General features: G+C 59.6%; 7 protein-coding genes, 1 tRNA gene and 3 rRNA genes. 6 read left to right on the top strand and 5 right to left on the bottom strand.

Annotated features, from left to right (window positions below):
• Window positions 1-26: 26 nt before the first annotated feature.
• Window positions 27-2,006, bottom strand: coding sequence for a DEAD/DEAH box helicase (locus LAQ58_RS05535; RefSeq protein WP_224449608.1), 1,980 nt, complete (start codon window positions 2,004-2,006; stop codon window positions 27-29).
• 190 nt (window positions 2,007-2,196) lie between these two features.
• Between LAQ58_RS05535 and LAQ58_RS05530 the strand changes: the two genes are divergently transcribed.
• Window positions 2,197-3,159: a hypothetical protein gene (locus LAQ58_RS05530; protein ID WP_224449607.1), complete on the top strand. Its 963-nt coding sequence runs from the start codon at window positions 2,197-2,199 to the stop codon at window positions 3,157-3,159.
• Window positions 3,160-3,302: 143 nt separating this feature from the next.
• Here the strand turns inward: LAQ58_RS05530 and LAQ58_RS05525 are convergent, their stop codons facing one another.
• Window positions 3,303-3,767 (bottom strand): hypothetical protein, encoded by a 465-nt coding sequence (locus tag LAQ58_RS05525; RefSeq protein ID WP_224449606.1) that lies wholly within the window; start codon window positions 3,765-3,767, stop codon window positions 3,303-3,305.
• Between the two features lie 410 nt (window positions 3,768-4,177).
• Window positions 4,178-4,747 carry a hypothetical protein gene (locus tag LAQ58_RS05520; protein WP_224449605.1) on the bottom strand — a complete coding sequence of 190 codons (570 nt, stop codon included), beginning with the start codon at window positions 4,745-4,747 and terminating at the stop codon, window positions 4,178-4,180.
• Window positions 4,748-6,081: 1,334 nt separating this feature from the next.
• On the opposite strand from LAQ58_RS05520, the gene LAQ58_RS05515 reads away from it, so the two are divergent.
• Entirely contained in the window at window positions 6,082-7,287 is a 1,206-nt protein-coding gene (locus LAQ58_RS05515; RefSeq protein ID WP_224449604.1) for a Cdc6/Cdc18 family protein, read from the top strand.
• Between the two features lie 161 nt (window positions 7,288-7,448).
• On the opposite strand, the gene LAQ58_RS05510 is transcribed toward LAQ58_RS05515, so the two are convergent.
• Complete coding sequence (locus LAQ58_RS05510; protein ID WP_224449603.1) at window positions 7,449-8,258, bottom strand: helix-turn-helix transcriptional regulator; 810 nt, start codon at window positions 8,256-8,258, stop codon at window positions 7,449-7,451.
• Between the two features lie 126 nt (window positions 8,259-8,384).
• Window positions 8,385-8,945 carry a TATA-box-binding protein gene (locus LAQ58_RS05505; RefSeq protein WP_224449602.1) on the bottom strand — a complete coding sequence of 187 codons (561 nt, stop codon included), beginning with the start codon at window positions 8,943-8,945 and terminating at the stop codon, window positions 8,385-8,387.
• A 581-nt stretch (window positions 8,946-9,526) separates the two neighbouring features.
• On the opposite strand from LAQ58_RS05505, the gene LAQ58_RS05500 reads away from it, so the two are divergent.
• From LAQ58_RS05500 to rrf, 4 genes are all read left to right on the top strand, one after another.
• Window positions 9,527-10,999, top strand: a 16S ribosomal RNA gene (locus LAQ58_RS05500).
• Between the two features lie 151 nt (window positions 11,000-11,150).
• Window positions 11,151-11,222 (top strand) — tRNA-Ala (locus LAQ58_RS05495).
• 224 nt (window positions 11,223-11,446) lie between these two features.
• A 23S ribosomal RNA gene (locus LAQ58_RS05490) occupies window positions 11,447-14,361 on the top strand.
• Between the two features lie 178 nt (window positions 14,362-14,539).
• Window positions 14,540-14,661, top strand: a 5S ribosomal RNA gene (gene rrf, locus LAQ58_RS05485).
• Together the 16S, 23S and 5S rRNA genes with 1 tRNA gene alongside form the textbook arrangement of a ribosomal RNA operon.
• Window positions 14,662-14,704: the final 43 nt, after the last annotated feature.

Here is a 14,704-nt window from a genome sequence, read left to right as displayed (position 1 = left end):
ACGCGACCGCGAATGTCGAGGAGTCTCTACGCTTCGTCGCCACCGGTCGGCCAGGCACCCGACTCGCGAACGCGAATCCCCTTCTCGGCGAGGTGTCGGAGCTGTCGCTCGGCGAAATCTTCCTCGGGAGAGCCGCGGGTGGCGAGCACGTACATGATGGCGTTGCCGACGGGACGCATCGTCCGTCCGGCGCGCTGTGCGCCCTGCCGTCGCGACCCGCCGAGACCGGAGGCGACGATGGCGATCTCGGCGTTCGGCAAGTCGATACCCTCGTCACCGACGCGGGAGACGACGAGCGTTCGGACGTCGCCGTCGTCAGAATCGCGGAACTGCTGGAGCAGCTGCCGGCGGCGATAGTGAGGCATCTCACCGCTGATGAAGGGCACGTCGAGTTCCTCGGCTAACGCCTCGCCCTGTTCGAGCCAATCGACGAAAATCAGAGCCTTGGCGTCGAGATACTGACTGCGCAGGTGGCGAACCTCGTCGACTTTCGCGGGGTTGAGCGCGGCGAGCTTGTACCGCTCGCGGCCGTCGGCGCTGCGGTACTCGTTCTCGGCCATCTCGTCGGTCCACGGAACGTACCGAATCTCGACTTCCGGTTCCTGGACGAATCCGGCGTCGAACAGTTTGCCCCAGTCGGTTCCGATGGGCGGTCCGACCAAGGTGAATATCTCCTCCTCCTTGTCGTCCTCACGGATGGGCGTCGCCGACAGGCCGAGTCGGTGTTTGGTCTGTAAGTCGGCGCTACGCCTGAACACGCGACTCGGGATGTGGTGGACCTCGTCGTAGACGATGAGTCCCCACTCGCGCGAGTCGAACAGCCGGCGGTGGCGGTCCATCCCCGCTGTTTGGTACGTGGCGATGGTGACCGGACGAATCTCCTTGGATCCGCCGTGGTACTCGCCGATCTGGTCCTCTGTGAGCGTCGTGTGTTCGAGTAACTCCTGCCGCCACTGACCGGCGAGTTCGCGACTCGGTACGAGGACGAGCGTCTCGCCGCCGACGGCCGCGAGTACGGCCATTCCGGCGATGGTCTTGCCGCTGCCCGGTGGTCCGACGAGGACGCCCGACCTCTGGTCGACGAAGCGGTCGACCCAGTTCTGCTGGTAGTCGCGTAGCTCGACCTCGAGGTCGATTTCGAGTGGATCGCCGGTGTCGAGGTCGCGCTCGTCCGTGACGGGGTAGCCGGCCTCGTAGAGGATGCGTTTGATGGCCGCCTCCTCGCCATCGCGGACCCAGCTCTCGGTGTCGGAGATAGGGGCGTGCAGGTGCTGTTCGCTGAGTTTCTCGCGGGCGACGTTCCCCATCAGGTCCTCGTTGGCCGCTTCGAGGACGACGTAGCCGTCCTCGTGGGTTCTGAGCGTGAACTGGTGGGCGCGCTTCCACTGCCGTTCGGCCCACTCTTCGAGATGTGGGGAGCGTCGCGGCAGCACGGAGCGCATGCTCCGGAGCAGCCCCTCGAATTCGTCGAACGGGGCCTGCCAGACGTCTTCGGTGCGAATCGTGTAGAGGTAGCCGCGTTCGTCTGCGTCGCCGCCGGTGGTGTCGACGAGGTGGGCGAACTGCGACAGTTGCGCGCGGGTGTACTGCTCCGGGCGGTCGACGACGATTTCGCGGCGTTCGGGGAAGAGAATGACGCGCTCGCGTGCGGCGACCTCGCCCCACTGCGTCGGATACCAGACGACGGGGTCGGACTCCACTTCGACCCGTTGGACGGTTCCGGCGTCGGCGAGTGCGTCGAGCGCGTCGGCGGCGGCCGCTTGGGAGATGCCGAGGCGGCGGGCGACCTGCTGTGCGGTGACGAGGGGTCGTCCTTCCGCCTGCAGCGCATCGTAGAACGAGTCAAGCGTGACGGGCTCCTCAGTTTCTTCGGATTCTTCGGTGTCTTCGGTGTCTTTGGTGACTTCGGCGTCAGTGGCGCGTTCCGGGGAGGATGTGTTCGTCTCGGGATCGGGCGGGTTCGTTTCCGGGTTCTCACGAGCGTCGTCCCCGTGGTCGTCGGTCATCGTGCGGGCTACGAACGCGGGCGGAAAACCGTTTCCGACTCTGGCGGTGTCGGCGAACGGTACCGGCCGCGTCGGGTTCACGACCGCTCTCTGGAGAGCCACCGTGTGCACCGCGCGTGCCGTGCACTACCGACCCACGAAACCGTATTCAACGAGCGGACCCAACTTTCGAGGGATGAGAAAAGGCGTCGTGAGCTCGCGCGAGACCCTCCTGACCTACGGCGAGGACTGCTGCACCCGGCTCGGCTACGCAGTTCAGCGTCCGGAGAGTGGTCGCGAACCTGACGCCGTCGCCGAACCGGTCGAATCGGTCTCTACCGGAGACGCTGCGTTCGTCGCCGACGCGCCCGTCGCTATCGAACCGCTCGAAGTCGACGAAGTGACGCCGACGACAGTGCTTTCGAAACACGCAGACAACCGTGACCGGGGTCGGAAGACACTGTTCGTCGTTCCACCCGCCGACCGAAGCCGTCTCGCGAGAGAGACCCGCGCACCGTTGCCAGACCTACCGTCGCCGGACCTACCGTTGGTGGACGAGACGCTGGCAGCGACGGTCGTCGAACTGCTCTCGGACCCGGCGGGCGTCAGAACCGACGGCGGCGAACGAGAGTTCCACAACGGCCCCGACCGAATCGCCTTGGCGAGCGACACGGATGCAGACAACGAACTGTCGAGAAGGGGAGAATCCGGACCCGAGCTATCCGGCGGCGGCTACGCACTGTGCGCCGTAGCGCGGCCGGACACGCAACTGACGTGGCGCGAGGAGTTGGGCGGCGGCCCGTCGCGTGACGAAAGCGAGACGCGGGTCGTCCTCCGGGCGGACGGCGAGGTCGTGACAGCGGTCGACGACTGCGACGAACTGCGCTGTCCGCTACCGACAGTGTTTCCATACTCCTACCGACGAGGAAGTGACAAGCGGATGCACGTCCGGGACCCGGAGGGAGTCGTCGTCGGGTCGTTCGACGGCGTGAGGGACATGCGCGAGGCTGGCTTCGAACCGATCCCGATGCCGCTTGTTCCCGAACAGCTCTTCGAGGGATCGGTCGACGAAACGTGGGCCGTCGTCGTCGCGGCAGCGACGACCGACCGCCTGTACACGAGCGACGGGGCGCGATCGCTGTCATCGCTGTTCGACGGCGACGAATCTGTGTGAGTTCGCGGTTTTTAGTTTCGTTCTAGTCTGTAGAGCTGCGCCGATCGTAACTGTTCGAGCGAGGAGTTGGCGGCCGAGCCGTCGAGCGAGCGTAACGGAGCGAGTCGGTGCCGACTCCGATGTCTCGTTTTTCTCGAATCGGCTCAGCCGGGCGGCAGTTCGCGTCGGTGCCGGTGCGAGAGTTTGGCGTAAACCGGTTTGAGGTCGGTTCGGTCGACCCATCCCGGGAGTTCTTCGAGCGAGCGGTAGCCGTCGAGATACGTGTACTCGTACGGTTTTTCTTCGAAGTTCCGAAACGCCTCGACGGGTCGTTCGTTTGCGACGGCGACGAACATCCGCCCGTCAGCGTCGACGTGCGGCGTCACCCCGTGTTGTAGATACAGCGCGCTGACGGCGAGCGCACTCGCGAGTGGAGCCGGTCCTTTGGTCAACTGCCACGTCACGTCACGGTCGGTGTACTCGACCGTCGTGACGTAGCCGTCGGCGACGCCAAAGCACTCGACTGCTGTGTCGGCTTTGCGCCATCGGACTTCGCTTCGCGTGAGCCAGACGCGTTGCCACGGTTTCGACGGCTGTTCCGCCGACAGTCGAGTTTCGGCCCAGTTCATGGCGAACCGAGCCGTCTCTACGACGGGCGAGGCAACTCTCCGAAGGGTCCGTCGTGCTCGTGTCACTGTTCTATCTAGTGCTGGCGTTCGCATGGTAGAATCTCCTCATCCCGAGGGTCGTCTGACTTCCGTCAGACGGCATGGTAGCAACGCGCCGAAGGTAGTTATATCCCTGCTTGGGGGTATTCTCAGAAACTATCTCGACCGTCCGAGTGTACACTACGGTAGATAGTGCGGCCGAAATCGAATCGAGAGAAGGAGCGAGGAGAGACCAGGGAGAGACTGAAGAGAGGAACTGGGGAAGATAAACGAAGATGCGAGATAACGCTGCGTCGGAGCGGACGACGAGACAGAATGGCGTATCTCGATCCGCATCGACAGCCTCTGTGTCGACAGCCCTTTGGGCGTCCTTAACTCCGACGACACGAGATCGTCAGTAACTGGCATTTCGACCGGAATCGACCGCCGCAGTCGCAACATTCGACGTGTCCCTCGCCCGCAACGGTCGTGAGTCGGTGTCCGCCGATCTCGAACGGCCGCCCGACGACTCGGGGCCGGATACGCGACGGTATCCGGCGTTCTGGAGTCTCACTGAGCGCCGCTCGCAACTGAATCGTGTGAACGTCGTCGACCGTCCAGCGGTCGGCGGCCATCGCGCCCTCCCAATCGGCGATTTCGGTCCACGCAGTGACGACGACGGGCGAAGTCGTCTCCGTGTCGCCGACGACGACGACGAATCGAACGCCGTCGCGGACGAGCGCGAAGCGCCACCCTTCGGTACGGTTCCACCGCAGTTGCCCGTGCTCGATGGCATCACTCACGACGGGTATCGAGATGTATCGACCCGGCTGTCGGAGTCGATCTCGAAAGTGGTCGGTGAGTGCGTAGAGAGTCGGGTCTCTGAGCGGAGGGTCGTGTGGCGTCCGCCCGGCGCGGATGCTCGGCGATTCGACGCGTTGACCGCCGTGTCGAGTAGCCACTACTGACACGTATACACACAGTGCATATTGACTGTTACGCCCGTCCGCACCGTGTGAAACGTAGCTACGTCGAACGAGACACGCCGTCACACCGTGTTTCCGATGAACGAGAGTCGTGTTCAGTGGTATCGCTATCCGCCGACACCACCGTCCGAAGATGCCATTATTCGCTAATTGACAGGCGGTATCGGGAGACGGAAACGTCGGTGACAGGCCGACAGAAAGGAGGCGACACCTGATTTTCGGTGAACTGACGGTCGGAAACGGTGACCTTCGTGACAGAGGCACACCGTGTTTCCGATGAAACTCCGAGAGTGAGACGAGGCGTGTCGGGCGTCTGGTCGAGTCTATTGAGAGTCCCGACGAGAGGGGAGTACTCGGTAAACTTGGTAAACGTGAGTGCAGAGAGACACCTTGTTTCCGGTGAAATGTCCCGTTTCGACCCCTGGGGAAGGTGATACTCACGGCGGTTCATGCTTTCTCACGGCGCCTCTGTTGATAGTGACCGAAAGAGTTCGGGGAACGCGAGACCCCCGTCCGGGTGTCGGTAGATGGAGTGAGAGTGAGCCACACACTACGTTTCCGGTGAAATCAGCAGACGGGACGCAACCCGCTACTCAGATGAATAGAGAGTCGAACTGAGAGGGCTGAACAGAGTGCAGCCTCAGTTGGACGGAGAGGAGTTCGAGGAGTTTCTGGTATCTTTGCAGTCGAACAGAGATTCGTGAACAGTCGTGCAGTTGGTCACGGACACACCACGTTTCCGGTGAAGCGACCCGAAGCGTTACCGGTAGGTGCCGAACAGTCGCTTCGAAGGCGAAGCAGAAGGGGCGAAAGGAGTAGTATCGAACGACTTCTCCACGAATTGTCTCATTCGATGGCGGTTCCTAAACCTGTTGTTTTATACAACCAGATAGATAACAGCCCAGTAAACTGGTTGCAAAGTGTATTATAATAAGGTTGCAACCTCTCGCCACCGGAACCGATGGTCCGGTTATCGGGTCGAAATGAATGGGTTGTCCGATCGATGGATGATCCAATGAATGGACTGTTCGATGAATTCACCGTCCAATGAGGACCTAACGCTCAGGAATGGCGGATATCGTGGTCTACATCTCCGTCTGCGTGGTCAAGCTCGACTCCCGTTGTCCACTACCAACTCAACCCGTTCGGAGGTCACCCTCTCTCGGGGGGTCACCTCGTTTCCGGTGAACACACACCTCCGTTTCACCTGAACTCTCTCCCGCCTTCGAGCCGCTTCACCGGAAACGTGGTGTGTGTGTCGACGCTCGGAAATGAGAAACCATTTCACCGGAAACGTGGTGTGCACGGGTATGCCGGACGCAGGGGACGACCTCTTCACGCGCGAGGACCCGATATTCGCTAACAAGGAGCTACTCGAAATCAGCCACCTCCCTGGTGAGGGGCGTATCGTCGGACGCGACGACGAGATTTCGGACCTCGCGACGGCGGTCAACCCCGCCATCTTCGGGCAGAGCCCGAGCAACGTCCTCATCTACGGAAAGACGGGGACCGGAAAATCGCTCTGTGCGAAGTACGTCTCCCAGCGACTCGTCGAGACTGCCAGCGATGAGGCGGTCAACGCCACGTTCGCGTACGTTGACTGCGCCCAAGACACGACCGAGACGCAAGCGGTCCAGACTATCGCCGACAGCGTCAATCGTCCCGAACTCACCGACATTAAAGTACCCGACAAAGGGCTCAGCACGGCGACGTACTACAAGCGCCTGTGGCGAATCCTCGACGCGACGTACGACGTCGTCCTCATCATCCTCGACGAGATAGACAAACTCGAAAACGACGACATCCTCATGCAACTCTCTCGCGCCGGCGAGGCCGGGAAGATCGAGAACTGCAAACTCGGCGTCATCGGCATCAGCAACAAGATACAGTACAAGGACCGCATGGACGAACGCGTCAAGAGCAGCCTCTGCGAACGGGAGTTCGTCTTTCCCCCGTACGACGCGAACCAGCTCCGCGACATCATGGACGCTCGCAGCGACGCCTTCCGCGACGGCGTCCTCGACCCGTCGACGATTCCGCGGGCGGCCGCACTCGCCGCCCGCGAACACGGTGACGCACGGAAAGCCATCGACATTCTGCGGTACGCCGGCGAGATTGCGCAGTCCAACGGCGCGCCGACGGTCAAGGAAATCTACGTGACGCAGGCACGCGAGCGCGCGGAGACCGACCGGTTTCGCGAACTCATCCGCGGGTCGACTCCACACTCGCGGTACGTACTGCAGGCGCTCGCCGTCCTCTCGCTGTCGAATCAGCGCAAAGACGGCTTTCGAACCAGTCGCGTCTACGAGATATACGAGAGTATCTGTCGGCAGGAAGGTTCCGACAGTCTCTCGCTGCGTCGCGTGCGGGACCTACTGAAGGAACACGCGTTTCTCGACATCATCGAACAGTCGAAACACAGCGGCGGAAGCGCGGAAGGCAGTTACACTAAACACCAACTGCTCGAGAACCCCGAGGTCGTCAAAGAAGTGCTGACCGAAAACGGCGATTCGTAGCTGCTTTCGCGTCCCTGAGTCGGTTGGAGGGCCGAAACGAGTCAACGAGAGCGACTGCGTTTGGGCCGATGCCAGAGGGCCATATATATTTTATCACCGAATATGTAAAAGAAACCGTCACGTGTGATGGGGTCAGTCACAGCATCGTCGTACGCCCAGCATCAGTCGTCATTCTCGTGTGACTTCCTTCGCGCCGTCGGGTCCGGTTCGATTTCGGTTGCCGTCGCGCACACGCGGTCATACTCGGCTTCCGCCCATTCGAGCAGTTCGGAGTCGTCGCCGTCGACGCACGCGATGAGGTTCCCTCGGTCGTACGCACCCAGCCACGCATAGCCGTCGAAGACGGCGAGACCCATCTCGACCGGCGTGGGCGAGAGATACAGCGTGAACTGATCGAGTTCGTGCGCTCTCTGCACCGCTTCTGGGTCAGCGGTCGTCGACGCTTCGAGTACGGACGCGTCGACGACGAGTTCCATCTCGGTCTCCGGGCCGATGACTCTCGCCGCCGCCTCGTTGAACACGCGGCTGACGATCGGGGAGATACCGCGGTACGTCTGAACTGGCTCCGTGCCGAGTACGGAGAGATACCGATCAATCGGCGCGTGGGGGTTCTCCGTCGTTCCGGCCGTGACCGTCGCCCGTTGGAGAACCGAGTGTGAGAGCCCGGCGAGCGAACTGTCAACGTTCGTGACGAACGGCGTCAACCTCGCCGCGTTCTCGCTCGCATCGGCGAGGTCGCGGTAGTGGGTCAAGACGAGTTCACCGCCGAGCGTGAGGTGATACTCGTGTGACCGTTTTTCGACCCACCCTCGTTTGACGAATCCGGCGAGTGCTCGCTGCACTGTCTCGCGCGTGCACGGACACGTCTCGGCGAGTTCTATCGGCCGCTGCGGGGTGCGGTGCAGCTGTTCGAGTACGGCGATTCTGCTCGCCGACCCGACGAGAAATGCGACGTCCTCGCGTGCGGTCATCGGTTCGGGTTTTCTGACGCCCGCATATGACCGTTGTGTCCCGTCGACCCGGCCGTGCCCGTCACCCTTCGAGTGGTACGGCTGCCGCCTGAGTCGAACGCGTAACCGTCTCGTCGAAGGGAGCGTCTAACCCAGAAGGCCGAGGTTCTGAATCCGCTCGACGATTTCCTCGACGGCCGTCTCCGCGTCGTCGGTCCGCTTGCCGCCGGTGATCACTATTTTCCCGCTACCGAAGAGCAGGATGACCACTTTGGGCTGGTCCATTCGGTAAACCAGTCCCGGGAACTGCTCTGGTTCGTACTCGACGTCCTCGAGGCCGAGTCCGATAGCGAGTGCGTTCAGGTTGAGGTTGTGTCCGAGGTCCGCGCTCGAGACGATGTTCTGGACGGTAATTTCGGGGCTCTCTTCGACGGGGATGCTCAGATCTCGAAGCTTCTGGAAGATGATACCAAGCGCCTCGTGTACATCGTCGATGCTCTTGGCCCCCGTGCAGACGATTTTCCCCGAGCGGAAGATGAGCGCGGCCGCCTTCGGATTCTGCGTCCGATAGACGAGGCCGGGGAAGTTGTCGGGGTTGAAGTCGGCCCCTGGAAGGTCCTCCGCGAGCGCCTCCAGGTCGAGCTCCTGTCCAATACCTGTCGATGCGACTACGTTCTGTATCTCGATTGAGTCTGCCGGCGTCGTCATTGTTCGGTCTGGATTCCTCGCCCCGGCCTTATAAACCGACACGAATCTTGTCTCACACATGCGTGCGAATGATAATATTACTATCGCGTCTTTTCGTTCGGACGGCCGCTACTCGTTCGGACAGCCACTACCGATGTCGCCGGTTATCACCACCGTAACCGAAACTGAGTGTTGTGTGAATCAGTGTACCATGTTGGACGGTAACTCGAATTTGTCGGTATTTTTCGTAGATACGAGCGAATCAACAGTATTAAGTTCTACGTACCACTCAATAGGAATGCAGCAAGACGCAGTGTGGTTCGGTGACCGTTCGACCGGTCACCAATCACGGACCGCCAACGAGATTCGACGGGTTTATACCCGCGAATCGCATTGGTTCAGGTCCGAAGGAAATGAGGATTCCGCCCCTGCGGTCCGCCGTACAGACGGAATCTGATGTGAGCCAACGTAGTTCGGTGACACCCGACCGACCGACGGTCTCGTCGCCGAACTCGGACCATGCAATACCTATAACGGTGATTCGCTTTCTTCTTCGAAGAGAGCAAATCCCGCCACGCCCCCCGGACCTTGTGTCCGGGAGCATTCCGGTTGATCCTGCCGGAGGTCATTGCTATCGGGGTCCGATTTAGCCATGCTAGTTGTACGAGTTCAGACTCGTAGCGGATAGCTCCGTAACACGTGGCCAAACTACCCTACAGAGAACGATAACCTCGGGAAACTGAGGCTAATAGTTCATACCGTACTCACGCTGGAATGCAGAGTACTCGAAACGCTCCGGCGCTGTAGGATGTGGCTGCGGCCGATTAGGTAGACGGTGGGGTAACGGCCCACCGTGCCGATAATCGGTACGGGTTGTGAGAGCAAGAACCCGGAGACGGAATCTGAGACAAGATTCCGGGCCCTACGGGGCGCAGCAGGCGCGAAACCTTTACACTGCACGACAGTGCGACAAGGGGACCCCGAGTGCGAGGGCATACAGTCCTCGCTTTTGTGAACCGTAAGGAGGTTCACGAATAAGAGCTGGGCAAGACCGGTGCCAGCCGCCGCGGTAATACCGGCAGCTCGAGTGATGACCGATTTTATTGGGCCTAAAGCGTCCGTAGCTGGCCGCGTAAGTCCATCGGGAAATCCATCCGCTTAACGGATGGGCGTCCGGTGGAAACTGCGCGGCTTGGAGCCGGAAGACCCAAGGGGTACGTCCGGGGTAGGAGTGAAATCCTGTAATCCTGGACGGACCGCCGATGGCGAAAGCACCTTGGGAAGACGGACTCGACAGTGAGGGACGAAAGCTAGGGTCTCGAACCGGATTAGATACCCGGGTAGTCCTAGCCGTAAACGATGCCTGTTAGGTGTGGCACCCACTACGAGTGGGTGCTGTGCCGTAGGGAAGCCGCTAAACAGGCCGCCTGGGAAGTACGTCCGCAAGGATGAAACTTAAAGGAATTGGCGGGGGAGCACTACAACCGGAGGAGCCTGCGGTTTAATTGGACTCAACGCCGGACATCTCACCAGCATCGACAGTAGCGATGATCATCAGGTTGATGACCTCTATGTTGAGCTACTGAGAGGAGGTGCATGGCCGCCGTCAGCTCGTACCGTGAGGCGTCCTGTTAAGTCAGGCAACGAGCGAGACCCGCACTCTTAATTGCCAGCAACACCCCCGGGTGGTTGGGTACATTAAGAGGACTGCCGTGGCTAACACGGAGGAAGGAACGGGCAACGGTAGGTCAGTATGCCCCGAATGTGCTGGGCAACACGCGGGCTACAATGGCCGGGACAAAGGGTTCCAACCTCGAAAGAGGGCGGTAATCTCAGAAACCCGGTCGTAGTTCGGATTGTGGGCTGAAACTCGCCCACATGAAGCTGGATTCGGTAGTAATCGCGTATCAGCAGTGCGCGGTGAATACGTCCCTGCTCCTTGCACACACCGCCCGTCAAAGCACCCGAGTGAGGTCCGGATGAGGCTTGGATACCCAAGTCGAATCTGGGCTTCGCAAGGGGGCTTAAGTCGTAACAAGGTAGCCGTAGGGGAATCTGCGGCTGGATCACCTCCTACTGACCCGTGACCACCCCGACGTGGGTGGCACACCTTTCATTGCATCCCCGAGTTCGCTGACGACCGCTCTGTCGGTCGGGCACCTTAGAACTACGTTGGCTCGCAAAGACGCTCCTGCTCTCCGTCGAGATCAAGACGAAAGCAGGAGTGGGCCCATAGCTCAGTGGTAGAGTGCCTCCTTTGCAAGGAGGATGCCCAGGGTTCGAATCCCTGTGGGTCCATGACTCGGACTGAATCGAAGACCGTGTCCCTTAAGTGGGAGACGACACTCGATTCAGATCCGAAGCAAGAACCGATGCACCACCCCGTGTAAGCGTGGGTGGGAAGGGTTGAACACGTGACCATTCACTCCGGCACGTGTTATGAAACCGTGTGTACGTGCAATCCAGACGTCCACTGGACCCGTTCATTGACTTGAACGGATTACAGTGTCCATCACTATACCATCGTATGGCTACTCTGCCATCTGGTGGATAGCTCGGCTCGAGAACCGAAGAAGGACGCGCCAAGCTGCGATAAGCCTCAGGGAGCTGCATGGAAGCAAAGAACTGAGGATCTCCTAATGGGAATCCCTTCACAATTGCCTTTGCGCAATGGGGAACGTCGGGAACTGAAACATCTTAGTACCGACAGGAAAAGAAAGCAAACCGCGATGTCGTTAGTAACGGCGAGTGAAGACGACACAGTCCAAACCGAAGCCCTCACGGGCAATGTGGTGTTCGGACTGACCACCATCGACCAATCATCGACGAGAAGTCTTCTGGAACGAAGCGTGATACAGGGTGACAACCCCGTATCGTCGACGAGCGGTCGTGGGTCAACTCCAGAGTAGCGGGGGTCGGATATCCCTCGTCAACATGGCTGGCATCCTCAGCCAAGACTAAACATTCCTCGAGACCGATAGCGAACAAGTAGCGTGAGCGAACGCTGAAAAGCACTCCAAGAAGGACCGTGCAATAGAGCTTGAAATCAGGTGGCGATGGAACGACGGGGCATGAAAGGCCTCACGACAAACGACACGGGAGCGATCCCGCAGTAGAACTCGTGAGGAGCCGATGTCGCGTCGTGCGTTTTGAAAAACGAACCAGAGAGTGTACCTATTCGGCGAGTCTAACTCGATTATCGAGGAAGGCACAGGGAAACCGATACGACCGCAGCCTTATGGCCAGGGTCACCGTCTTCAAGGGCGGGGAGCCGCGTGGGTACGACCCGAAACCGAGTGATCTACACGGGGGCAAGGTGAAGCGTGGCGAAAGCCACGTGGAGGCCTGTTAGAGTTGGTGTCCTACAATACCCTCTCGTGACCCATGTGTAGGGGTGAAAGGCCCATCGAACTCGGCAACAGCTGGTTCCGACCGAAACATGTCGAAGCATGACCTCAGCAGAGATAGTTCGTGAGGTAGAGCGACCGATTGGGAGACCCGCCTCCGAGAGGAGTCGGCCTCCCTGTCAAACTCCGAACTTACGAACGTCGTAGAAGCTGGGAGTCCGGTCTGCGGGGTAAGCCTGTGGACCGTAAGGGAGACAACCCAGAGCTGGGTTAAGGACCCAAAATGTGGACTAAGTGCAATCGAAGATAGTCTCGAGCCCTAAACAGCCGGGAGGTGAGCTTAGAAGCAGCTACCCTCTAAGAAAAGCGTAACAGCTTACCGGCCGAGGTTTGAGGCGTCGAAAATGATCGGGGCTCAAGTCCACTTCCGAGACCCGGCGGTACTCTTATAGAGTAATCCAGTAGGTCGGCACTCTGAGCGGGCGGAAGCACGGGTGAGAATTCGTGTGGACCGCTCAGTGACGAAAATTCTGGTCACAGTAGCAGCGAGAGTCGGGTGAAAACCCCGACGGCCTAATGAGCAAGGGTTCCTCGGCACTGCCAATCAGCCGAGGGTTAGCCGATCCTAAGTCCTACCGTAATTCGAATAGGACAAAAGGGTAACTGGTTAATATTCCAGTGCTATCACCACTCAAAGTCGACGCCTGGGGGTAGATCGAGCCGGACAGTCGTCCGGTCGAATCATCAAAATCCGTGGAAGCCGTCATGGCACGAAGCGGATGAACGGTGAGACAGCGAAAGTCGATCCAACCTCGGGCCCGTGAAAAGACGAGCGTGATATTCGTACCGAGATCCGACACAGGTGCTCAGGCAGAGAAAGCCAAGGCCTGTCGGGAAAACCGACGTTAGGGAATTCGGCAAGTTAGTCCCGTACCTTCGGAAGAAGGGATGCCTGCCCCTCACAGGGCAGGTCGCAGTGACTCGGACGCTCCAACTGTCTAGTAACAACACAGGTGACCGCAAATCCGCAAGGACTCGTACGGTCACTGAATCCTGCCCAGTGCAGGTATCTGAACACCTCGTACAAGAGGACGAAGGACCTGTCAACGGCGGGGGTAACTATGACCCTCTTAAGGTAGCGTAGTACCTTGCCGCTTCAGTAGCGGCTTGCATGAATGGATCAATGAGAGCGTCACTGTCCCAACGTTGGACCCGGTGAACTGTACATTCCAGTGCGGAGTCTGGAGACCCCCAAGGGGAAGCGAAGACCCTATAGAGCTTTACTGCAGGCTGTCGCTGGGACGTGGTCGCTGATGTGCAGCATAGGTAGGAGTCGTTACGCAGGCACCCGCGCTAGCGGGCCGCCGAGACATCATTGAAATACTACCCGTCAGTGACTGCGACCCTCACTCCGGGAGGAGAACACCGGTAGCCGGGCAGTTTGACTGGGGCGGTACGCGCTCGAAAAGATATCGAGCGCGCCCGAAGGTTCTCTCATTCGGGTCGGAAACCCGAAGAAGAGCGCAAGAGCAAACGAGAGCCTGACAGTGACATTCCTAACGAGTGTCGCTGACACGAAAGTGTGGTCTAGCGAACCGACGAGGCCCATAGATGGGGCCCGTCGATGACAGAAAAGCTACCTTAGGGATAACAGAGTCGTCACCGGCAAGAGCACATATCGACCCGGTGGCTTGCTACCTCGATGTCGGTTCCCTCCATCCTGCCTGTGCAGAAGCAGGCAAGGGTGAGGTTGTTCGCCTATTAAAGGAGGTCGTGAGCTGGGTTTAGACCGTCGTGAGACAGGTCGGCTGCTATCTATTGGGGGTGCGAGGTATCTGACGTGAACGATCGTATAGTACGAGAGGAACTACGATTGGTTGCCACTGGTGTACCGGTTGTCCGACAGGGCAGTTGCCGGGCAGCCACGCAACACGGGGTAAGAGCTGAACGCATCTAAGCTCGAAACCCACATGGAAAAGAGATACCACCAAGGTCACTCGTAGAAGACGAGTTCGATAGACTCGGGGTGTACGCAACGAGGCAACGAGTTGTTTAGCCCGCGAGCACTAACAGACCAGCCAACATTCATACCGCATGAGTATGGTGAAATGAGGTTTTCAGACGCTGCATTCGTTCGATCGATCGAACGGGTCCAGGCGTTTACTGGATTGCACGTATACAACGGTTTCACAGTCACAGAAAGCCCAATGCAAACGTCTTGCATGACCGATAGTGGTTTGAGAACGGTTCGATTCCGTTCGTCGGCGTTAAGGCGGCCACAGCGGTGAGGCAACACCCGTACCCATCCCGAACACGGAAGTTAAGCTCACCAGCGTGAACGCAACTACTGGAGTGCGCGAGCCTCTGGGAACACGTTTTCGCCGCCTCCCACTCATACTTCATTCATCGCCCACCGAGCGACAGCTCCGTGGG

The organism is Haloprofundus salilacus (assembly GCF_020150815.1).
Lineage (GTDB): Archaea > Halobacteriota > Halobacteria > Halobacteriales > Haloferacaceae > Haloprofundus > Haloprofundus salilacus.
Note: the sequence above shows the minus strand (reverse complement) of the source record. Positions and strands in the feature narration are given on the sequence as shown.

What these genes read in the sequence shown, in the direction of transcription:
- LAQ58_RS05535 (WP_224449608.1), bottom strand. Translation starts at nt 2,006, where the DNA reads ATGACCGACGACCACGGGGACGACGCTCGTGAGAACCCGGAAACGAAC.
- LAQ58_RS05525 (WP_224449606.1), bottom strand. Translation starts at nt 3,767, where the DNA reads ATGAACTGGGCCGAAACTCGACTGTCGGCGGAACAGCCGTCGAAACCG.
- LAQ58_RS05515 (WP_224449604.1), top strand. Translation starts at nt 6,082, where the DNA reads ATGCCGGACGCAGGGGACGACCTCTTCACGCGCGAGGACCCGATATTC.
- LAQ58_RS05510 (WP_224449603.1), bottom strand. Translation starts at nt 8,258, where the DNA reads ATGACCGCACGCGAGGACGTCGCATTTCTCGTCGGGTCGGCGAGCAGA.
- LAQ58_RS05505 (WP_224449602.1), bottom strand. Translation starts at nt 8,945, where the DNA reads ATGACGACGCCGGCAGACTCAATCGAGATACAGAACGTAGTCGCATCG.